Origin of the sequence: Marinilactibacillus kalidii (assembly GCF_017599325.1) — a bacterium.
Lineage (GTDB): Bacteria > Bacillota > Bacilli > Lactobacillales > Carnobacteriaceae_A > Marinilactibacillus > Marinilactibacillus kalidii.
On record NZ_JAGFVM010000028.1, the window covers coordinates 1 to 22982 of the forward strand.

The following is a 22982-nucleotide window of genomic DNA, read 5'->3' on the forward strand; positions in this document are numbered from 1 at the left end:
CAGGCTGGGACAAAAGTCCCAGTAAAATAATAAGAACCACTGAAAATCTAATTTAGATTTTCAGCGGTTCTTATTTGTTTATGTAAGCAAAAGGAGCACGGCTTTGATATAATAAAGTCACCACAACAAATCATAGAAAGGGTGCTCCTTATGTATACTCAATATACCATGAACCAAACAACCTTGCCATTAGAAATGAACTGTTACTTACCAGAAAATCATATCGTCTACTCTATTCATCAAGTTGTGGAAGATTTAGATGACTCGCAGTATCGTTTAATTGAAAACGACTTTGGTCGTCCGGCTTATCATCCGAAAGTTCTACTCAAAGCGTTATTATTTGCCTATTCAGAGGGGATTTTTTCTGGTCGAAAAATAGAAAAAATGATGCAAGAAAATCTAGCAATGCAGTGGTTGACTGGACAAACTATGGTCTCTTACCGTACACTCAATCGTTTCAGAGTATCAAAAGTGACTAAAGATATCTTACAAGATCTCTATTGCACGTTTTCTCTTCGTTTAAAAGAAGAACAACTGATTGAAGGAAAAGCATTATTTATAGATGGTACAAAGTTTGAAGCAGACGCCAATAAATATACCTTTGTGTGGAAAAAAGCTACTGAACGGTTTTATCGTCTATTGAAAGAAAAAGAAGTGCACTATTATAAAGAAGAAATCACACCATTAATCGACCAAGCGGTCATAAAAGATCAAGAGCAGGAATTTTCTAAAGAAGAGATTCAGTCATTACATGAACTGCTTCAAGAAGAACTCGAAAAAGTCGAGACAGAAATCATTGACTCAAAAGAACAAGAAGTACTCAGTCAATTGAAGAAAAAGCGTCGCTCTTTGAAAAAACATAGAAATAGATTAAAAAAAGATTTTATACCTAGAGAACAGAAATATGAAGAGCACTACGATACATTTAATGGTCGAAACAGCTTTTCTAAAACAGATAAAGATGCCACTTTCATGCGTATGAAAGACGATCATATGATGAATGGTCAATTGAAGCCAGGCTATAATATCCAAATCGCAACTGAAAATCAGTTTGTTTTGCATACCCAAGTCTACTCTAACCCAACGGATACCAGAACACTCATCCCATTTGTACAGTCTCTTCCAGAGTCCATTCAACCAACGACTTACATTGTCGCAGATGCAGGATATGGTAGCCAAGAAAACTTAGAATATTTAGAGCAGTCCCGGTGGACTGGCTTGGTTAAATACGGCATGTACGAAAAGGAACTGAAAAAGAAATATGTACTTTCGGATAAAAATAGAGATAATTGGATGTACGATGAAGATCAAAACACTTATACACATCCTGATGGGACCATTTATGCGTACAGTCATGTTAGTAGACAAAAAACTGATTCTGGATTCGTAAGATTATCTCATATTTATAAATCGACGGATTCAAATTACAAAAATGGAAGAAAATCATTTTCCATTAACTATGAGTACGAGGAGCAAAAACTCAATATTAGAGAAAAGCTTTCGTCAGAAGAAGGTACTCAATTTTATAGTAAACGTAAAATTGATGTAGAACCAACTTTCGGACAGGTGAAGGCCAATTTGAGGTTCACTCGATTTTCAGTTCGTGGAAAAGCCAATGTAGAGAATGAAACAAATCTGATCTTCATGGCCAATAATCTACGAAAATATAACAAAAGAAAGAAAAAATAAAGATTATAAACAAGAAGAAACCCTGAAAGAATTGTTAAAATACAATTCTTTCAGGGTTCTTTGATATTTGAAGACTGTAAGAGACTTTTGTCTCGGCCTCTTTCGATTGTACTGGGCTACCAGGATTCGAACCTGGGGAATGACGGGATCAAAACCCGCTGCCTTACCGCTTGGCTATAGCCCAAAAAAAAGGGCGACTGATGGGGATCGAACCCACGAATGCCGAGACCACAACCCGGTGCGTTAACCACTTCGCCACAATCGCCATAATATTAAATTGTAAACAGGGGTAGTAGGAATCGAACCCACATCGATGGTTTTGGAGACCATAGTTTTACCATTAAACTATACCCCTATCCTATCGCAAAAAAACTTCTAAGTCTATCTCTTCATGGCGCAGGACAGAGTCGAACTGCCGACACACGGAGCTTCAATCCGTTGCTCTACCAACTGAGCTACTGCGCCTGAATGATTGGTATGACCCCTACGGGATTCGAACCCGTGTTACCGCCGTGAAAGGGCGGTGTCTTAACCGCTTGACCAAGGGGCCTTGAAGTGGAATTAAAGAAATTAATAACACAGCAACAAAAAATATATTACAGGAATTTCTTATTTGTGTCAACAAATTTATTTCAATGTTCTTTAATTTATTTTATTAGCCTCTGGTCTCACCTTGATCTATAGTTAAAAATTATTGTTATATCGTCATTAAATATAATGTTCAAAAGAACATCTGAGTAAAACATTTAAAGAAGTCAGATGTTTTTTCGAAATAATGAAAATCATTATATGTTAATAACTATTTAAATAATCTTACTCAACAGCTACACTCTATGCACAGTTTTTCATGAAGTGAATTCAAACTCATTTTAACTACAGTCAAATCAAATAGCTTTAGTTCATAGGGTGAAGGTACCTTTTCCAAATCTAGGAAATAATTACTATAGAGCCCTTCTTTATTGGTCAAAACATAAACATTTTGAGTATCACATTTATTACTTATATCAAATTTAATCTTTTTTAACAACCAATCGTATGTTGCCTGCATTCTCATTCACCTCATACATCATTTAATCAATAATATAACTATAACATAATTATTAATATATTTTCATTATATTTGTGACTACTTTGTTAATGCTATACTTTATGGATATATTAACAACATTTTAAAAAATGTACTATTCCATAAAATAGAATTATATTAACCAAATGATTTCGGGTTTGAACATAAAAAGCTAAAACGGCATTAGTCATAAAGAATAACACCATGAATCTTAAAGAACTTATTCTAGTATCTTCTATTTATTAAAGATTATGTTTTATCAAAGACTAGCTGACACCAACACAAGAATAATAAAATTATTTAAATTCAGTATATTCTTAAATTTTTTATTTCACTTGGTGTGGTGATCCTTAGCCATTTTTCTCTAATTGTCCCAAAGAGAGTATGAATCTATCTTTTACTTAGTCACTTATTCGATTGCTTACCTGTTCTGATTAATTCGATTAATCAATCATTTCTAAATCTTTTGAGCTCATATAAAAAGTTTATCTTTTCTCTTCAATAATTTTCTTTCCTGAAGGTATACTTCATTACTTAAAACATCCCTCACCTTTATCCAATCCTCTTTGATAGGCGGGAGGATCAATTCTACAAGCCTTTTATTAGTCTGATCGATCATTAAGTTAACCTTGCTCATTACCCTACTCCTTTCTCTTTATTGCACGTTACTTTTGTGTCACACCCCCAAACGTTCGCTATTCAATACTCACTATTTGCTTGAGTGAGGATCATCAAACAATTCTATAATTTTTCATCTAAATGATTCTTCAGAAATTTCACTTCGAGATGAAATTATGTATTCAAACTATCAATATACCGGGTGCTATAATAATCGAAAGATAAGTTATTAATGAACTAAGCACGTTATATTAGATACAACTATTCGGGTTTAATTCAACAATCATTCGTACTACATAAGCTTGACCCCATTCAGTAACCAAGCAAATGTTTTTATATTTAAGCAATGAAATATCTTACCTAGAAAAAACATTATTTTGAGGAGTAATCAGTATATGGAATTGGAACCAAAAGTTGCCAAATTGATCGTTGAAAATCTAAAAGATATTATTAAACATGAAATCAATCTTTTTGATACTTCAGGAACAATTGTTGCTAGCACCGACACCTCACGTATTGGTACTAGTCATCAAGGTGCTAAATTGGTTGCCAAAAGCCAAGAAACGATAACAATCAAACAAGACGATCAGTATTTAGGCGCCAAAAAAGGTATTAATATCCCTGTGCTTTTCAATCAATCCGTTATTGCGATTATTGGTATTACTGGAGAGCCCTCAGAAGTTGAACCACTAGGAAACATTATCAAGAAAATGACAGAAATCCTTATTCGTGAAAATTATATTCAAATAACACAGTTTCATCAACGTCAGAATTTTCACAACTTAGCGAATATGTTGATAGCTCCTAAACGAGATAATAGTTTAGTCGCTTATTTGGCATCACTCTTGGATGTTGATCTTGAACGTCCTCGCAGGATCGTTGTTGGTAAACTTCATACTCATGAAAATAAAGAAGTGCTAGATTATGAAGAACTTTTACATACGATCCAGTTACATCTAAAAGTCTATTCAACTAGCTTCTTTTCACTGGCAAATCAAGAAGTCTGCTTATTTATAGATCAACAAGCGGAAGCATCATTGCACAACTTTTTGAGTCAACTACAAAATGATATTGCACAGCAATTTGATCGCCAAATCTCATTTGGTATCGGTCGTTGTGCAACGAGCTTTCATGACTATTGGCATAGCTATGAAGAAGCTAAAAAGACTATCAAATGGATGATTCATCAGTTTGAAGCTACTATTTCTACTTATGAGGAGATGGATTATGGTCTCCTTTTCGTTGATATTTCTAAAGAAGATAGTCAACAATTACAAAAAAGAGTGCTAGGTAATCTGACAGAGGAAGAAATCGATCAGTACCAATTGATATTCGATACCTATGAACATTTCAACGGCAGTATTATGAGATGCGCTGAAGCGCTCTTTTTGCATAAAAACACCTTTCAGAATAGATTAAATCGCTTAGCTGATAAAACAGGCTATAATCCGCGCAAGTTGAAGGATTTCACTATCTTGTCTGCTGCCTTTATGAGTCATCACTTAGATCAATCCGCAAAATCTTCATAAATTCTATTAATAAATATGAATCTGCAGATTAAAAAACAAGCCAACACAAGGGACATCCCGCTTGTATTGGCTTGTTTTGTTGTATATGCCAAGTTTGCTTAATCTTGCAATTTGAGGTCATTGATTGTTTCGTAATAATTTGCGATTGCTGAGTGATCTCTTTTTTCTAATCCGTAAGCCTTTAATGACTGCATAATTTCCATTGCTGAAGCCGTAAATGGTGTGGAAACATTGATATCGTGAGAGGTGTCTAAAGCATTTTGCAAGTCTTTGATATGCAATTCAATTCGGAAACCTGGATCAAAATCACCAGAAAGCATTTTTTCAGATTTTTGATCCATTACGGTACTACCTGCTAATCCGCTACGAATGGCTTGATAGACTGCATTAGGTGAAACCCCTGCTTTTTTTGCTAAGCTGTATGCTTCAGAAATAGCCGCGATGTTAATCGCCACAATCATTTGATTCGCTAATTTCGTAATATTTCCAGCACCAACCTCACCAACTAACGTCACAGAACTTGCCATCGTGTTTAATAAATCTTCGTATTTATCAAACACTTCTTGCTCTCCACCAACCATTACAGCAATGGTACCATCGATAGCTTTTGGCTCTCCCCCAGAAACAGGCGCATCCATAAATTGAACATCTTTTTTTGCTAATCGCGCAGCAAAATCTTGACTAGCTTTTGGTGCAATCGAACTCATATCGATGACTGTTTTACCTGAAGACAAGCCTTCAGCGATGCCACCAGGATTAAATAATGCCGCTTCTACGTTTGGTGAATTGGGCAACATTGTGATAATGACTTCTGCCTCTTCGGCTACTTTCGCCCCTGAATCCGCTGCTTTTGCTCCTGCTTTTACTAGTTCGTCAATAGCTGATTGGTTGAAATCAAATACGATGACCTCATATCCATTTTTCAAGATATTTTTAGCCATTGGTTTTCCCATGATTCCTAATCCTACAAATCCTACTTTCATCATTTAAATTTCCCACTTTCTATTATTTAATAAATACGCTCGAATAGCTGTTTCACCAGCTATTACAACATTTTCCTGAACCTGATCCATTGCTTCCGCTAAGCTGACTGGTCGATTTACAATAGGCAAGACTAGATCAATTCCTGCTTCATACACTTTAGAGATATCTCTATCCCTACTACCGACCACTGCAATAACAGGTTTTTGATATTTCTTAGCTAATTTAGCGATGCCAACAGGTACTTTTCCATTGATTGACTGTGCATCTAATTTACCTTCACCTGTTATGACCAATGAAGCTTGCGCTATTTTGTCTTCAATCGCTATCAATTCGAGAATTTTTTTAATACCCTTATAGGTTTCCGCTTGGCAAAATACTTTTAACGCAGCACCCAATCCACCAGCTGCACCAGCACCCGGAACGTTTTCAATCGCGATGCCTAAAGATTCTTGAATAACCTTTGTATAATGAACCATCGATCGATCCAGTTTATGAATCAGCTCCTGAGGAATTCCCTTTTGAGGTCCGTATACCGCAATTGCTCCATGCTCGCCAATTAAGGGATTCGTCACATCAGACAACATATTGATTTTAACCCCAGCGATTCTCGGATCGATCTTTGTCGTATCGATTTTTGCAAGCTTATCTAACCCTTTTAATCCATTTGGTATGGGGTTATCTTGGCTATCCAGAAAAGAAACACCTAGCGCTTTTGCCATGCCGGTTCCGCCATCGCTTGTAGCACTTCCACCAATTCCAATATAGATCTCTTTAGCCCCTTCATCGATTGCCGCTAAAATTAATTCACCAACACCGTATGTGGAAGCATTTAAAGCATTCTCACTATTCTGTTCGATGAGCGTGATTCCACTTGCTTCCGCCATTTCTAGTACAACAATGTTATGAGGTAAAACGCCATAGTGTGCTTTCACTGGATTTCCCAAAGGATCTTGAACGATTTTACTTTTCACTTCTCCTTTTAAAGCACTAACCAATGCGTTAACCGTTCCTTCACCACCATCAGCTACCGTAAACTTATCAATCAAACCATTCGGTACTACACGACGAATCCCTTGTTCTAACCATACCGAGATTTCTTCACTTGAAGCACTTCCTTTGAAAGAATCTGCTGCAATCACGATAGGCTGTTCATCCATAAATCCACCTCCTTCTGAACATTTACTCTCTTACCTATAGAAATCCAGCCTTTTTCATTTCCACGATCATATTTTCTAAAATCGTTCCTTGGCTTGCTTCTGTTGGTAAGACGGATAGTCCAACATCTAATCCCATTAAATTAGCCATATCTTTAGTCGCTGCTGGAAAACTGGCTGCATCTTGTGATAAGCGAATAGGATTTAGAGTGAATTGATTGTTTAATGCCCCTTGGAAATTACCAGTCATATATTTATCATAGATACCACAAACTAATTCAGGATAAATATTTGCAGTTGAACAGACGCCACCTACCGCGCCGACGCACAATGCAGGATAAACAATCGTATCTTTACCAGCAATTACTCGAAACCCGATATCTGCATTCCGACGAACCAACTCACTTAAAAGCGTTAAATCCCCACTCGAATCTTTGATCCCGACAATATTTTCCACATTATGTGCCAGCTTTTCGATTAAAGCAGGACTTAATGAATAACCTGCTCGACCAGGATTATTGTATAAAAGCACCATCGTTTCAGGAACAGCTTGCGCAATTGTTTCAAAATGGTTATAAAGAGCTTCTTCTGTCGGCTTGATGAACATTGGCTGTAAAATAGAAATGCCGTCAATCGGAAGTTTCGCAGCACGTTTTGCTAGCTCAACACCACGCTTTGTTCGAATCGGTCCCATTCCGAAAAAGACTGGAATTTTCCCAGCTACCTCATCTAAGATAATCTCAGTCGCCGCAATCATCTCATCGGGCTCAAACATGTAAAATTCACTATTGCTTCCAAAAGCTAAAATGCCATGTACACCCTGATCGACGACATGTCGAACGATGTCTCGTAATTTAGTTTCAGAAATATTTTCTTCTTCATCCACAGGTGTGATCAAAGGCACGATAATACCTTTGATTCTCTCTTTATTCATGAACAAGGTCACTCCTTTCTATTACCGAATCATTTTCAATTAGATTAATCACGCACTAAAGCCGGTTTCTTACTATGAAAAGTCCAACCTGGGATCAAGTATTGCATAGCGATGGCATCATTTCTGGCACCTAGTCCTTCTTTTAAATACAATTGATGTGCAGCTTCTAATTTCTCACGGTCGATTTCAAGACCTAAACCATGTGAATCATGCGGGATTTTGATCTCACCATTTTTTATTTGGTGTGGATTTTTTGTTAATCCCTCGCCATCTTGCCAAATCCAGTGAGTATCTGCCGCATTGATTTCACCTGGCGCAGCTGCAGCCGTATGTGCCACCATTGCCAATGAAATATCAAAGTGGTTATTTGAATGAACGCCCCATGTTAAATCTAAATCGTGACATAATTGTGCGACACGGACACTGCCTTGCATTGTCCAAAAGTGTGGATCTGCCAAAGGAATGGTTACACTATCCAAGCGAATCGCTGCTTTCATCTCACGCCAATCAGTAGCGACCATGTTCGTAGCCGTTGGAAGACCCGTTTTACGTCTGAATTCAGCCATTGTTTCTCGCCCTGAAAAGCGACCTTCTGCTCCACATGGATCTTCAACATAAGTGAGTACACCATGAAGATCTTTACACAATTCAATCGCATCATCTAGTAACCATCCAGCATTGGGATCAAGCGTGATTCGTGCATTAGGAAACTCTTTTTTCAATGCTTTAACGGCTTCTACCTCTTCTGCCCCTGTTAGTACGCCACCTTTTAACTTAAAGTCCTCAAATCCGTAACGTTCATAAGCAGCTTTTGCCAAGTCAACGATGGCTTCTGACGTCATTGCTTCTTCACGCCGCAACGTACCCCAACGATCACCTAGTTGATTGTCAGCAGCATACTGTAGGTCTGTTTTATTATGATCTGCAATGTAAAACAGATATCCAAGAAATTTCACTGATTCTCTTACCTGACCTTCACCTAGTAAAGCAGCTACTGGTACTTGCATATGTTGACCCAATAGATCCAATAGCGGCGCCTCAACAGCTGTCATGACGTGAACGGCTGTGCGTAGGTCAAAGGTTTGATTTCCTCTTCCACCTTTATCTAATTGTGCATAACAGATTTGCATCTCTTTAATAATATTTTTGTATTCTCCCAGTGAACGACCAACCACTAGATCCTGGCAATCCTCTAATGTCTGACGAATTTTTTCACCACCCGGTACTTCACCTAATCCTGTGTTCCCATTATCATCCGTTAAAATAACCACATTCCTGGTAAAATATGGACCATGAGCACCACTCAAATTCAATAGCATACTATCATGCCCTGCGACAGGGATAACTTCCATTTTGACGATTTTTGGAATCATAAAACCTCTCCTATTCATTTTATAGTTTTAATATACGCACTTATTGAAAAAGTAAGTAGAGTATATCAATCAAATCTTTTTTGAAAATATTTAGAAAATATGTGCTATAGACCATTCCTTAAATAAAGATCCCTAGTAAGACACCAGCTAACGTCCATGCCACGCTGAGGCCCCAGAATTTGAAGAACGAAAAGCGTAGAAATTTTCTAACATCCGTTTCCCCTAATTCACAAGCCATAATAATTTGAGGCTGTGCAATCAGAGAAGTAAAGGCACCGATATTAAAGAATAAAGTCAATGCGACAACTTCAGCTGGTACGCCATATTCGCCCGCTAATGCGGCAATGATTGGAACCAAAGCAAAGAACCAAGTGTCGTTCGTGAATAGAAGCATTAACGGTGTACTGAGGAGTGCAATGATGATGTGTACATATGGTCCGACTGACGAAGGGATAATATTTACCAATACTTGAACCATAGCGTCCATCATACCGGTCCCTTGTAAAATACCGACTACAACACCGGATAGTAAAACAATCGGTGCGATTGGATAGGTTTTTGAAGCATATTCACTGATCAACTCGTTTTGTTGTTTTAGATCAGGATAATTCACACAAAGCGCAATGATTAAACCAGCAGCAAAAATATAATAGGATGGTAAGCTAGAAATAGACAAAGTCACCACAAGTAAAATCGTCAAGATTAAATTGAACCAGAACAACTTAGGTCTAGCTAGTTCGCCATAATTCTCTTCACTAGTGAATGAATCATCAATTTCTTCACATTCTTCGCCATTCGCAAGCTGTCTTTTTTGAACACCTAATCCTAGGAAGTATCCAAGAATGAGTACGCCGGCAAATACAATGAACCAAACAGGTAGTAATTGCGTAACTAAAGTCATTGGACCATTATCTAATTCGGGTAAAAGACTAGCAGCTCTTAAAATACGGGCATTCCAAGGCGTAATCGCCCCTAACATAATTCCTACTGAACAAAGAAAAACTAAAATTACCGTATCAATTTTCAATTTCTTGAATAATGGTAAGAACAACGGTATCGTTATCAGATAACTGGACATAACACTTCCATCTAATGTTGTTATGACCGCAACAAAAGCTGCTAAACTACATAGAATCGGTGCTTTGATTTTTACTCTTTTCAAAAATTTAAACACCATCATATCGAACAGTGCCGCATCAGAAATTAATGCAAAATAAGGTAAGGAGAACATGATCATTAGAAAAATATCTCGCGTCATTTCCAAACCAGAGCCGATATATCCTTCTGTGTCTGACCAACTACTTCCGCTAAGAAAAGAAAAAATAACCGGTATGAGTGCAAAGCACACAAGTATATTGATTTTGTCTTTCATTAATAAATATGTGATCAAGGCCATCATGGTAAAGCCTAAAACAGCTAAATAGCTCATATAAACTATCCCTCCTAAATAAGTAGAGAATCAGAAGTAAACGCTATCAGACCAAAGTAAATCTTTAGATCGTTTTGGTCTGCTGCGTTCTCCCTCATCCATTTCATATCTTTAACGAACAAAGCATGGTTTTTTAGAATCGAACGTCCAATCTTTAATGAAATATTGCATCGCGATCGCATCATCACGATCTCGATATTTTGGATCCATTGAAAGGTATAGTCCATGTGCTTCCATCAGTTTGTCCATATTGATTTCAATACCTAAACCTGGTTTATCTGTCACTTTGATTACACCATCTTGAATTTTAATTGTGTCGTCACAAAGTTCTTGACCATCTTGCCAAATCCAGTGGGTATCGATTGGTGTGATATTTCCTGGCGCCGCAGCAGCGCATTGCGCAAATGTAGCAAGCGTAATATCAAAGTGGTTATTAGAATGTGATCCCCACGTCATTCCCCAATCATTCAATACCTGTGCCATCCGTACGCTACCGTTCAATGTCCAGAAATGTGGATCAGCTAAAACGATGTCGACGGCTTTTGAATTCAAGGCATGATAAAACTGACGCCAGTTCGTTGCGATCATGTTCGTCGCTACTTGATGTCTTGTTGCCGTTTTAAATTCATTCATGATCTCACGACTAGAGAATCCTGATTCTGGACCACATGGATCTTCTACATAAGAGATCGTCTCTAATCTATCTTTACAAAGATCAATCGCCTCTGCTAAAGACCAAGCACCATTAGGATCGATGTTGATTCTTGCATGTGGAAAGGCTTCATGTAATGCATCAACGGCTTCCATTTCTTCCGTTCCCTTAAGAACGCCACCTTTGACTTTGAAGTTTTTGAAACCATACCTTGCTTCGAGTGCTTTAGCTTGCTTAACCATACCTTCAGGAGTCAGTGTTTCTTGTCTTCTGACACAATCCCAATCATCTTTCAAGTCTGTTTCAATACGGTAAGGCAAATCCGTCTTCATTGGGTCTGCAATATAGAATAAGTAACCTAAAACTTCTACTTCTTCTCTTTGCTGACCATCCCCTAACAAAGCACACATTGGTTTGTTCAAGAATTTACCTAGCAAATCTAACATCGCACATTCAACAGCCGCTTCAGCTTGAACAACAAATTTTAAATTCTTTAAATCTAATTCTTGAAGTCCTTCGCCATCATTCCCTGTCATTGAAGCTCCGTTTTTTCGAATCGATGTGATCACATTCCGATAATCCGCAATCTCTTGACCCACAACAAAAGAAATATAGCTTTCTAGCATGTTAGTGATTGCCTCACCACCGTGAATCTCACCAATTCCTCTATTTCCAGTTTCATCTTCCAATACCACGATATTTCTCGTAAAAAACGGTGCATGACAGCCACTTAACGTAAGTGTTGGGCTATCGTATCCTGCAATAGGATAAACATTCATCTTCGTTACTTTTGGCGAACCTTGCTTTAACATGGTTATTCCACCTTTTATCTGTTATATTTTAATTCGGGTTTCCTCATTATCCTGAGATAGAGATAGATGGGATTATTTTGAAAGTTCATCTTGATAAAAATGATTTGTGTATAATTGAGCAAATAGTAATAAGATGAACTTTCTAAATATAATTACATTGGATAATGATTCAATTTGGAACTTATCTAACTAGTTGAAATCAAGCTAAGCTATTAATTATTGGTATAATCGAGCCATTAGTCTGTTTGGATTCCTCCCCTCTTTGCTGAAAACGATTTATTTTCTGAGCACTGTTATAAGAATACAAATATTGATAACTTTTAAAAAGAGTACAAAAGATAATGATTCGTCTTGTTTTTTTGGGATAAATGTTATGAGTAACATATTAATTTTTGTAAATGAGCACTTCTAGGATATGTAAAAAATACCTTTACAGATAAGAGTCACTTATAAGAAGATGTTTGAGTTTGATACTTTTTAATAACGTAAGATGATGTTGCACTCTTAAACATTTCAAAAATTAAAAAAAGTCTTACGAACGCTTTATAAATAGCATTCGTAAGACCTTTTCAATTATTTATCTTATTTTTTAAAATACTCCGGTATAGGAAAAACTTGAATGACTTATACATTATGATTATAATAATTTCAATCTATGATGAACCGTTAAAATTATTTTATTTTTATGTTATGAAAAGCCTTCTTGTTTAACTGATTCTTTCAAAGGACGATGTTATCAATCATTTCGGGAATGAGGTATTGAGTTATGATCTATAAAAAATCAATCATTGCTTTACTTTCTTTAGTCGTTATATTAATTAGCGGAGTATTCATTAAGTATATTTATGAGTCTAATCAGATTGAAAATGCCATTAGTATTGAAAATGACACGGATCAATTAGTGCCCTCTATTAATTTTTATTTATCTCCTAGTATATCGGATGATCCAGAACCCGAAAAAGATTTTCATTTCGGTTCAACTTCCGCTCTTAAACCCGGAGAAACTGACAAGTTTATTAGTTCTCAAGTAATAGAAAGAGATTATAATATTCTTATGGAATATGAGCTTAATGATGGAACATTAAAAACAGACATGGCGAACGCTTATATTGGTGGTAATTCTAAAGGATATTCCGATTCGTTGATTGTTACTGAAGTAACTGATGAAGGAGAATTGGTGTTCAAGGATAACTATTAACAATCAAATTTAGATTTCAAGAATTTCAATTAAATAAATACGCTTTCTTTTTATCGCAATTGATTATTAATCTTATATTTGCTCAATTTTATTATTGAAATTCTATGTACTTGAGTTTTAATATTTAGAGTTTGTCACAACTACTCTCGGCTCTAAATATCTGTATTAGAAAAATAAAGATACAGAAGAGTATTGCCGATATAATGGAATCACCCTTCTTTTGTTAATGTTATGAAGGTAAAAAAAGCCTAGACATAGACAAATAAATAATAAATTACTTATTTGCTATTTAATCTTTTTACTTACTAAATATTGAAAGTCCTTAAATTCCTATTTAACTTTAAGTGTAAACACTTGGGTGCTGGATAGGTTGCTGTTGATGTCAAACTTACGCAAAGTAATTGGATATGTACTTTGCGTAAAATAATAGTTATAGGAGGAGAAAGTTATGGAAAGTAAAAAAATCGAAATTCATACAAAACTGTTATTAACTTCGGTTATTTTGTTCTTTATCGCTTGGTTGTGTTTGGGTATAACTAATTTACCTCAGCTTGCTGGTGCATTGGGTCTTTCCACAGCAAGTTCAGAAATTGTTCTTAATTTAGTAGGGCCTTATACAACAGTTGTGACTATTATAGGGGTAGTAACAGGAATAGGTTCTCTCGGCTCTGGAATCGCAGCAACCGTTTTATTTATTATCAAGAAAAAAGGGAACTTCAAAGTGAACTAACCTGTATCATAATTTTCTTTTATACTTTGAGGTGAATTTGAATAGTCAATCATAAAATTAGTAAAGTGTATTAGACCACTATCTTTTAAATTATCTTTTACAGCTCTATTTGAAAGATTTGAGAAGGGTTCATATAAGTATTTAACACGTAATTTTTCTTGAATAGGTATTGTACAATTATAGAATTCAATACCAAAATAAATGTACAAAAATTTTGCATTCTTGTATTTTCTTATTTTTTCAACAACAAGAAAAAGCTCTCCAAAATGCTATTATAACGACGTTTTGGAGAGCTTTTAAATTTCTTGTTTTCTTCTATTTCATACCCAAAAAGGAGAATAAGGGATTCGAACCCTTGATACGGTTAACCCGTATACACGCTTTCCAAGCGTGCTCCTTAAGCCACTCGGACAATTCTCCATCGTGAAACTCCGCAAGCAGGGCTCGAACCTGCGACAACGCGATTAACAGTCGCGCGCTCTACCAACTGAGCTATTGCGGAATAAACTTTTAACACCTTTATTATTATAATTGGGGACGAAGAAAATGTCAATAAGTTATCACCCTATTTCACATGCGAATACAGAAAAACATCCCATACAGCTCTCACTAAATAGAATGTTGCCTCATTTTATTCAGATACAAACACAAATGCACTATAAGCAGGTAAAACCATCTTCTGATCTTTCAATTCTGCGTCGTGCGTTGAAAGAACCAGTTGGTCATCACTAGCATTTACAATATTTTCTATAACTCGCTCTTCATCAGAAAAGTTACAGAAGACGTTCGCCTGAGTGCCTTCGTAGTTTCTTTTGTAAGCATAAATTTTTTTTTCAGTATCCAGCAATTTCCAACCACCTCTAGTAAATAAAGGCTGTTTTTTCAGCTCGATCAGTTTTCGGTAGTAGTTTAAAATACTATTTTCATCTTTCTCTTGATCTTCGACATTGTAGGTGGCTTCTTGGTGGGAAATAATCCACGGTGCTGCATCTTCAGTGAAGCCTGACCATTTAGTGTTACTCCACTGCATAATGCCTCTACTCGCGTCTCTGACGGTTAGGTTGAGGTTTTTCATGATCTTGTCATGTGACCAGCCCAATTCAGATGCCGATTCGTAAAATGATAAAGCGCCATTATCAGAGATATTAGAAGGATCTTCAAATCCTGAATTATTCATTCCGACTTCTTCACCATAATAGATAATCGGTATACCTTTTTGTAGATAAAGCAAAGTTGCCATCATCTTAGCTGTTTCGTCTCGATAGTTATCCATATCTCCATATTTTTGTGGGGATCTTGGACGATCGTGATTATTCCAAAACAAAATGGGACCTGGTCTGTCCGCTAGATGCTCTTGAATCGCTTTTTGCGTCCGTTTGAACTTATCGAAATCTAACGGTACATGTTGATTCATCTCAGGTAATTCATCAATTTTTAAGTCATCATTATCTGTGAAATGACTCAATGTAATGACGCCATCTAAAAGCTCTTCTTGCGTATACTCATCAATTCTTTGAGCATCGGCACTAGTCGCTTCACCAATCACGAAAATATCTTTGGAACGCGCTCGAACGGATGCTTTTAGTTCTTTTACATATTTCTTCAGATTTTCACCGTATTCGATTAAGTCTTGTGTTTCCATGTCGGGATCTTTATCTGGAAAACGTTTATCGACATCAATAAAAATGAACGCATCCAATCTTATCCCATCGATCCCTTTATCAATCAAGTAATTTAATACTTTAGCCATGTCTTTTCTTAGGGGCTCGTGATCCCAATTCAATTCAGGCATCTCTTTTTTAAAAATATGCAAATAGTATTGATCACCATTCATCTCTTTTGTCCAAGCAGAACCACCGAAAGCCGCTGTCCAGTTATTCGGATATAACCCTTCGTCTGGACCATCTGCCCAAACATAATAATCACGATAAGGATTATCTGGGCCTTTTAAAGCTTCTTTGAACCACATATGTTGATCGGAAGTATGATTTAATGGAAAATCATAAATAACTTTTAGGCCCCGTTTTTTCGTCTCGGAGAAAAATAAATCGACCACTTCTTCTGTACCAAATAATGGATCAATCTTCGTATAATTTGACGAATCGTACCCATTATCTACTTGCGCAGAAGCAGTGATTGGATTGATCCAAAGAGTATTCACACCTAGGCTTTCGATATAATCCAATTTTTGAATGATTCCTTTTAGATCACCTATACCATTATTTGTTGTATCAAAAAAACTTCTTGGATAAATCTGGTAAATTATTGCTTCATGCCACCAATTATTTTCAAGCATCTAATCTCTCACTTTCGAACTAAATTAAAACCAGTATACCAATTTAGGCAAAAATGAACGAATCATATGCTTACTTTTAGTTCATAGTTTTTGGTACAAGGAATGTGAAGAAGCTAGGTAATACTTTAATATCAAATGGAAATGCAGGACCCTTTTCACCATCTAATGCAACATGGGAGCCATCCGCACTTTCAAAATGGCCGTCTTTAAACGTTGCTACAAATCCAGTATTCTTTTCATCTTCGAGTGAGTCATCTTCTGTAAACAAAGAAGTCATCACAGAAATTTTTTCACCTAACGTTGATTGTTTCAAACCGAATAGATAAAGTTTTCCATCTGCATAATCTGCATCTTTGAAAAAGTTAGGAATACCAGCTACCGAGTTAGAAAGACCAATTAATAACAAACTAAGTTCAAAGGTTTTTTCACTACCATCCAACGTGATTGTTACCTCAAACGGCTCTTCTTCTCTCAGCGAACGAATCCCTTCAAAAAAGTAAGCCAGCGAACCGAAGTGTTCTTTTGATTCTTTGCTCACTTCCCAAACTGTTTCAGGGATAGAACCCGCTGAAATCGAACTTAAAAATAAACGGTCATTAATGAGCCCAGCATCTGCTTTTTTGTCGACACTATTTCCTAGATCCTCAATCGCTTGTTGCACATTGGTGTTGATTCCTAAACCTCTAGCAATATTATTGACCGTTCCTGCTGGAATGATTCCAATTTTAGGTCTGTACGTTTCCTCTTTCAATGCATCTCCTAAACCAGAAACTGTTCCATCGCCGCCAAGAATAACAATGATCTCGTATTTTTCTTCGCAAGCTTCTCTCGCAAATGTCCCAATGTCTGCTTCTTTTTCTGTAATTTTAATTACCGCATCTTTTCCTTGTTCTTTGAAGACTGATTGCGCTTTGATTGCATACTCTTCTGCCATTTTTTTACCAGAAGATGGATTCGCAATAATCATGACCTCTTTCATAACGTATACCTCTTTCCTATATAATTATTTTAAGTATACTACACTAAAACATAAGAAAGCATACAAAAAGACTACACAGGACATTTCCTATGTAGTCCAATCTGATTTATTGACAATCTGGGCAAAGCCCGTATATTTCAAGTCGATGAGAAGCCACTTTAAAGCCCGTTAAATTACTCGTTACCTCTTCCACATCATCTAAACCAGGGTAATAAACATCTTCGATTTTTCCGCACTCCGTACAGATCGCATGATAATGTTCTGTAGAAGCAAAATCAAATCGACTAGACGCATCCCCATACTTCATCTCTTTCACTAGCCCAAGTTTGATAAACAATTTAAGGTTATTATAAACCGTTGCTACACTCATACTCGGAAATTTACTAGACAGAGCTTTATAAACATCATCCGCAGTTGGATGCGTATCCATGTCTATGAGATATTCTAAAATCGCGTGTCTTTGCGGCGTTATCCGCACATTGTTGTATTTCAGTCTTTCAATTGACTGATTCACTAGAAAACTCATTATGATCGATCCTTTTTTCATTCAGTAATAACATTTCCGACATTATAGTTATTCCAATCTAATGATACTCTCTTCCTAGATTCAATGCAAGAAAATGCATAATAATGAAAATAACCTTTGAGATATTGCCCTAGTTGCTATACTATTATATCATTCATACTTTAATCTACTACATCCGAAAGCAGTGAACTCACAATGAAAATTGGTGCAAGAACATTCAAATCTGGATTAGCAGTTTTTCTCGCTTTATCTATTCCTACCCTATTAAATATCTCAGAAGGCGTACCACTAGCTGGTATTTCAGCAGTTGTCTCTATGCAACCTTCCGTGAAAAAGTCTTTTCAGACACTTAAAGATCGCATACTCGCTAACGTAATAGGCGGTATTGTAGCCGTTATGACTGTTCTGGCATTAGGCAATTCATATATCATGATCGGTGTTGCCTCCGCGATACTGATTGCGATACTCCACCAAGTAAAATTGAACAATGTGATCGTTTCTTCCGTCATTACATTGATTATTATTATGATGTCGACAGACGGTCCGATCTTTATGAGTGCTACGATTCGTGTACTAGCAACCATTATTGGTGTATTTTCTGCCTTTATCGTAAATGGCGCTTTTTTACCCCCTAAATACGATGACAAATTATTCCAATTAAATAATCAAGTCACAGATGATTTAGCTCGTTTTATCAGAGCCAGTCTAAGGAAGAACATCCAATATCCGATGATGCGTAAAGATTTAAAAAATCTGGAAGACAGTATCTCGAAAATGAAAGTATATCTTGGACATTTGATCGATGGCGATTTAACAAAGTATTTCAGGTCTTCTGAATATTCATTAGCTAGAACGATCGTCGTTTATAGACAATTTATTCGAACAACTGAAACTGCTTATCACTTAGTTAGAACCTTACATCAAGCAGAAAACGTGTATAATCATTTCCCACAAGAATTAAGACATTTACTGATAGACCGTCTAGAGACATTGATGTCTGCACACCAACAGATCATCTTGAAGTGGAATGGTCGCGTGCTGCCAGAAGAAGTGAACTTTATTACACATAAAGCTACATTGAGAAAATCGTTTATGGATTCTTTCTTCAATGAAGCGAACCTAGAATCTTATTTAGAAAATGATTATGGTCAAAGTAATGCGGTCATTCATATCATGTCTTCCGTTTTAGACTACGAAGAAAGTCTTCAGCATCTAAACAAACTAGTCAGTAGCTTTAAAAAGAATCATAACGAAGCAGATTCGGAAATTAAAGATCTTCACTAGAATCTTCTACTTTAAAACGAACTATATAAAAGGTGGACCCAATACTGTTAGTAGCAGTATCGTGTCCACCTTTTTTTGCATAGTCTAAAAACGGTAATACACTCATTAATTTAAACCATCGATAGGATCTGGCACCGAACTCAGCTCCCAAGTAAGAGTCGTAGAATAAGTTGTTGCTTCAGGATTAGCGCCTGCTGGTACTTTCAGTGCAATACTCTTATCTGCACTCTCTTGATCACCGAAGCGATAAATCCAAGTCCCTTTACCTTGATCTTCTTTTGCCGTCAGAAGCGTTCGCTTAGTACCTGGTTCTAAATATACTTGGTCTGAGTTGTACAGTTCAGGTGCATTTTTTCCTTGAGCTGTGGCTAATTGTTGATTTTTTAGAATCAATTTTGCCCCTCTCAATTCTTGGTTTTCTTTTCCTCCCTTGAATTGATCATTTTGTCTAACCGATAGCTTCCACCCTTTACGCTCACTGTCTGATCGTCGATCACTGATCTGTACGTAATTCGGCCGCTCTTCGTTTTCAATCACCGATCCATCTGCATTAAGCAATCTTTGCGGTAGCGCATAATAAAATTTTTCTTGAGTAGAAATCGGTTGAGAACCAAAATTAAATTGAGAAACAAAATCGATGCTTAATAATCCCTGATCCTCTGGAATTTCCGGTTTATTCTCTGGATCAACTTCGTTCTCTGGTTTCAATGGATCATAAATCGTTTCGGGGACAACGTCGTAAATATAGTTAACTTCTATCGGATCTTCAGTGAATACGCCAGAAGCATTCTCTGGAGTTTCAGAAATTTGGTAATACTCGATGTCTACAGGTTGAGTAGTATATCTTTCCCCAAAAAAACCTTGAATAGTTTCGCTAGGTGCTAACTCTTTTCCATCATTATCTAAATAATTTATCTCTACGGTAGATTCTTGATTACGTTCCCAGATATAGGTCCCTGGATTAGAGCCATCGTAGTTGCTCATAAATGCGAGTGAGTTTGCAAACGCGATTCTATTATCACTATTCAGACTTTCCTCTAAAACCCATCGACCTGTATATTCATTTGTCGGCTGGATATGAGGTAAGTTAACAGCAGAACCGAAGATTGATTTTTCGCCTAATTGAATAGATCTTAAACTTGTACTAGCAAACATACTTCCAATATGTGCTTCACTTGAGACGTCCCAGTTGCTTACATCTAACTCTTCTAAAATATTTAAGTTTCTAAATAGAGAATTCATGTTAGTCACATTCGAGACATCCCAGTTGCTTACATCAAACTCTCTTACATTAAAGGCACCCAAAAACATGGCACTCATATTTGTCACATTCGATACGTTCCATTTGCTTACATCTAACTCTCTCAAATTTTGAGTACCCTCAAACATTCTATTCATATTCGTTGCGTTAGATACGTCCCAGTTACTTACATCTAACTCTCTTAAATTAAAGGCACCCAAAAACATAGACCTCACATCCACAACATTAGAGGTATCAAATAGCTCTGAACCGGTGATTTGATACAAGTCTCTATGGTATTCAAAAAGTTGAGCACAATTTTCAGGTAAGACAATTTTTTCTACTACCTCTATCTCTCCAACATCTGTATGAGACTTCCAGGGAGAATTATCAACTGCGCCAGCTTCTCCGCCGTACAATGTAATCGTTTTTTCTGTTCATCGTAGATCCAAGGAACGCTTCTCCATGTTCCATTTACAATTTCATTCTTGCTAGTATTCGTTTTGTCTTCTCGGTCTTCTTGTTCTTGATCTTTACGCTCTTCTGATTCTTGATTTTCTTGCTTATCTTCATATTGAGGATTTTCGTTGTCATCAGTTTCTGGTTCTCCCTCTGCTTCCAGCCCTACTGCAGGTAGGATTTCGATGAATACTTTTTCTTCTTCGACGTAAATATCGTAGTTTCCTTCTTCTTCAAATACAACAGGTAAGACAAACATATCTTGAGCACTTTCTGTTCTCACAATCCATTCTTCTTGTACGCCTTGCGTTACTGAGAGTCCTGTCGGTAATTTATCTTCTAACAGTTTTGCTTCTTTAGGAATGGTTACCCTTGCTTCCGAAATTTCACGGTTTGAATGGAAACTAATTTCGACTGGTTCTCCTACAGTTGCAGTGATATTAGATTCAGTGAAAAAAAAGGAAGGTTCACTCTCTGCTTTTTCATTCAATTCATCTTCTTGATCTAACGCTTTTGAAGATTCTACTTCATTAATATCATTCATAAAAGACGGCTCATCAGTTGTTTCTGCATACACAACACCAACAGTCACGAGAAGAAATTGTATGAACAACACACAGATAACTAAAGATGTTATTAATTTCCTCAATTTAACTATCTTCCTTTCCTTGCTGATATTTTTATTATTCGTTTTGATAGCATATTTTAAAAACTCGTAAATTTCAAGTCTAAGTTAGCCACCTAGTTTCCAAGTATATATCCGCTTAATTGTCAGTTGTTCAATTAGTTATTGTTATTAGAAGAAGTCAGTCGTCATTTGGAAAGCACTAACGTGCTTAGGCTATTTGGAATAAAGAGCGTAGAGCACGAGCAAAACAGTCATGTGGAGTTTTATAGCCAAGTATTTTTCGAGGATAGTCATTCATCCATTGCTGGATTCTCAAGTATTCTGTCTCACTCAATTGACCGATGGCTTTTCCTTTTGGAATAAATCGGCGAATAAACTTATGTTGGTTCTCGCTCGTTCCTCTCTCCCACGAAGCATAAGGATGACTGAAGTACACATCAAGAGTCTCTTGAAGTGCCTTATGAAGGCCGGCAAACTCAGATCCATTATCAGAGGTAATGGTCTTAAATACTTTAGAGAACGTGTCACCGGCTCGATGTCGTAATTGACTGATTGCCTGATCAACGGACTCTTTATCTTTCCCCTTGAGTTTAAGTATGATCTCAAAACGGGTTTGGCGTTCAACTAACGTCAATAAAACCGAATCGGTTTTCGCTTTGTTTCCGACAACGGTATCGATTTCCCAATGGCCAAAGGTCTGTCGATTATCAACTTCTTCAGGCCTCTGTTCAATGGATTGGCCTAAAATCCGCTTATTTATCCTACTTCTATAAGAAGTGTCCTTTGGTTTACGCGACAGTTTTTCAAGTAGATCCATATTCTTGGTTCTCATGATACCTTTGTCAATCCATCCATAAAGGGTCGTTGTACAAGGAATAATAGACGGATCAAATAAGTCGTGTGTCGTAGCAAACCCAACGACTACATCTGGAGACCACTTTTCCCGTAACAGTTTATCATCTGCCCACTCAATAAATGCATCCGAATCAGCCCATTTTGGCCGACGGCCGCAGTTCAATTGAAGCCTATCATAAGCTGCTTGTCCGGCATTAGGATCGTAGTTAGTCGAATAGTAGTCATATACTTTATCGTTTTGCTTTTGACGTTTAAGTTGAGTAATCGTTCCACGATGAATCTCGCTATTAATCGTTTGTGGGACACGTCCCAGAGCTTTTGCAATCCCGCGATTGGAGTAGTTCTCGGTCTTTAAAATAGCGATTTGAGATCGTTCTGAATAAGATAAGTGTTTTCCCTTACGTGCTGTTGTGTTATTGTTAGAGTGCGTCATGTGAATTCATCCTGTCTATTGAGAGTTAGTGGTATAACTTCAATATAACATGAAATTCGCATGGCGTTTTTTTATGGGTTAGCCTAAGTGGCTAACTTCATTATAAAATCCAGC

Annotated in this window: 17 protein-coding genes and 7 tRNA genes; 5 read left to right on the top strand and 19 right to left on the bottom strand. The window is 36.8% G+C overall.

Going from position 1 to position 22982, the window contains the following annotated elements:
- Window positions 1-150 precede the first annotated feature (150 nt).
- Window positions 151-1689, top strand: a complete 1539-nt coding sequence (locus J5J05_RS06630) for an IS1182 family transposase (RefSeq protein ID WP_208559852.1) — start codon at window positions 151-153, stop codon at window positions 1687-1689.
- A 111-nt stretch (window positions 1690-1800) separates the two neighbouring features.
- Here J5J05_RS06630 and J5J05_RS06635 read toward each other — a convergent pair.
- From J5J05_RS06635 to J5J05_RS06655, 5 genes are all read right to left on the bottom strand, one after another.
- A tRNA-Gln gene (locus J5J05_RS06635) sits at window positions 1801-1873 on the bottom strand.
- Between the two features lie 8 nt (window positions 1874-1881).
- Window positions 1882-1954 (bottom strand) — tRNA-His (locus J5J05_RS06640).
- A gap of 19 nt (window positions 1955-1973) precedes the next feature.
- Window positions 1974-2044: transfer RNA gene (locus tag J5J05_RS06645), tRNA-Trp, on the bottom strand.
- Window positions 2045-2081: 37 nt separating this feature from the next.
- Window positions 2082-2154: transfer RNA gene (locus J5J05_RS06650), tRNA-Phe, on the bottom strand.
- Window positions 2155-2167: 13 nt separating this feature from the next.
- A tRNA-Glu gene (locus J5J05_RS06655) sits at window positions 2168-2239 on the bottom strand.
- A gap of 1529 nt (window positions 2240-3768) precedes the next feature.
- On the opposite strand from J5J05_RS06655, the gene J5J05_RS06660 reads away from it, so the two are divergent.
- Window positions 3769-4902: a CdaR family transcriptional regulator gene (locus J5J05_RS06660; RefSeq protein ID WP_208559906.1), complete on the top strand. Its 1134-nt coding sequence runs from the start codon at window positions 3769-3771 to the stop codon at window positions 4900-4902.
- 98 nt (window positions 4903-5000) lie between these two features.
- On the opposite strand, the gene garR is transcribed toward J5J05_RS06660, so the two are convergent.
- The 6 genes from garR to J5J05_RS06690 form a co-directional block, all read right to left on the bottom strand.
- Window positions 5001-5885, bottom strand: coding sequence for a 2-hydroxy-3-oxopropionate reductase (gene garR, locus J5J05_RS06665; RefSeq protein WP_208559919.1), 885 nt, complete (start codon window positions 5883-5885; stop codon window positions 5001-5003).
- 3 nt (window positions 5886-5888) lie between these two features.
- Window positions 5889-7043, bottom strand: coding sequence for a glycerate kinase (locus tag J5J05_RS06670; protein ID WP_208559907.1), 1155 nt, complete (start codon window positions 7041-7043; stop codon window positions 5889-5891).
- Window positions 7044-7077: 34 nt separating this feature from the next.
- Window positions 7078-7974: a dihydrodipicolinate synthase family protein gene (locus tag J5J05_RS06675; RefSeq protein WP_208559908.1), complete on the bottom strand. Its 897-nt coding sequence runs from the start codon at window positions 7972-7974 to the stop codon at window positions 7078-7080.
- A gap of 44 nt (window positions 7975-8018) precedes the next feature.
- Window positions 8019-9347 carry an enolase C-terminal domain-like protein gene (locus J5J05_RS06680; RefSeq protein WP_244244651.1) on the bottom strand — a complete coding sequence of 443 codons (1329 nt, stop codon included), beginning with the start codon at window positions 9345-9347 and terminating at the stop codon, window positions 8019-8021.
- A gap of 118 nt (window positions 9348-9465) precedes the next feature.
- Complete coding sequence (locus J5J05_RS06685; protein ID WP_208559910.1) at window positions 9466-10776, bottom strand: SLC13 family permease; 1311 nt, start codon at window positions 10774-10776, stop codon at window positions 9466-9468.
- 111 nt (window positions 10777-10887) lie between these two features.
- On the bottom strand, window positions 10888-12240 hold the full coding sequence (locus J5J05_RS06690) for an enolase C-terminal domain-like protein (RefSeq protein WP_208559911.1): 1353 nt from the start codon (window positions 12238-12240) through the stop codon (window positions 10888-10890).
- 766 nt (window positions 12241-13006) lie between these two features.
- Here J5J05_RS06690 and J5J05_RS06695 point away from each other — a divergent pair.
- Both J5J05_RS06695 and J5J05_RS06700 read left to right on the top strand, forming a co-directional pair.
- Window positions 13007-13438 carry a hypothetical protein gene (locus J5J05_RS06695; protein ID WP_208559912.1) on the top strand — a complete coding sequence of 144 codons (432 nt, stop codon included), beginning with the start codon at window positions 13007-13009 and terminating at the stop codon, window positions 13436-13438.
- Window positions 13439-13886: 448 nt separating this feature from the next.
- Complete coding sequence (locus J5J05_RS06700) at window positions 13887-14168, top strand: uberolysin/carnocyclin family circular bacteriocin (RefSeq protein ID WP_208559913.1); 282 nt, start codon at window positions 13887-13889, stop codon at window positions 14166-14168.
- A 332-nt stretch (window positions 14169-14500) separates the two neighbouring features.
- On the opposite strand, the gene J5J05_RS06705 is transcribed toward J5J05_RS06700, so the two are convergent.
- The 5 genes from J5J05_RS06705 to perR form a co-directional block, all read right to left on the bottom strand.
- Window positions 14501-14588 (bottom strand) — tRNA-Ser (locus J5J05_RS06705).
- A gap of 9 nt (window positions 14589-14597) precedes the next feature.
- A tRNA-Asn gene (locus J5J05_RS06710) sits at window positions 14598-14670 on the bottom strand.
- 129 nt (window positions 14671-14799) lie between these two features.
- Complete coding sequence (locus tag J5J05_RS06715; RefSeq protein WP_208559914.1) at window positions 14800-16464, bottom strand: alpha-amylase family glycosyl hydrolase; 1665 nt, start codon at window positions 16462-16464, stop codon at window positions 14800-14802.
- 76 nt (window positions 16465-16540) lie between these two features.
- Window positions 16541-17443, bottom strand: coding sequence for a diacylglycerol/lipid kinase family protein (locus J5J05_RS06720; protein WP_208559915.1), 903 nt, complete (start codon window positions 17441-17443; stop codon window positions 16541-16543).
- Between the two features lie 106 nt (window positions 17444-17549).
- Window positions 17550-17969, bottom strand: coding sequence for a peroxide-responsive transcriptional repressor PerR (gene perR, locus J5J05_RS06725; RefSeq protein WP_279633305.1), 420 nt, complete (start codon window positions 17967-17969; stop codon window positions 17550-17552).
- Window positions 17970-18164: 195 nt separating this feature from the next.
- On the opposite strand from perR, the gene J5J05_RS06730 reads away from it, so the two are divergent.
- Window positions 18165-19253: an FUSC family protein gene (locus tag J5J05_RS06730; RefSeq protein ID WP_208559916.1), complete on the top strand. Its 1089-nt coding sequence runs from the start codon at window positions 18165-18167 to the stop codon at window positions 19251-19253.
- A gap of 105 nt (window positions 19254-19358) precedes the next feature.
- Here the strand turns inward: J5J05_RS06730 and J5J05_RS06735 are convergent, their stop codons facing one another.
- The 3 genes from J5J05_RS06735 to J5J05_RS06745 form a co-directional block, all read right to left on the bottom strand.
- Window positions 19359-20912: a WxL domain-containing protein gene (locus J5J05_RS06735; RefSeq protein WP_208559917.1), complete on the bottom strand. Its 1554-nt coding sequence runs from the start codon at window positions 20910-20912 to the stop codon at window positions 19359-19361.
- A complete protein-coding gene (locus J5J05_RS06740; protein ID WP_208559918.1) occupies window positions 20843-21601 on the bottom strand; it encodes a hypothetical protein in 759 nt (252 codons plus the stop codon). The genes J5J05_RS06735 and J5J05_RS06740 overlap by 70 nt, the downstream gene beginning before the upstream one ends.
- A 187-nt stretch (window positions 21602-21788) precedes the next feature.
- The gene (locus J5J05_RS06745) at window positions 21789-22868 is read right to left on the bottom strand and encodes an IS30 family transposase (RefSeq protein WP_208559376.1); all 1080 of its coding nucleotides are present in this window, start codon (window positions 22866-22868) and stop codon (window positions 21789-21791) included.
- Window positions 22869-22982: the final 114 nt, after the last annotated feature.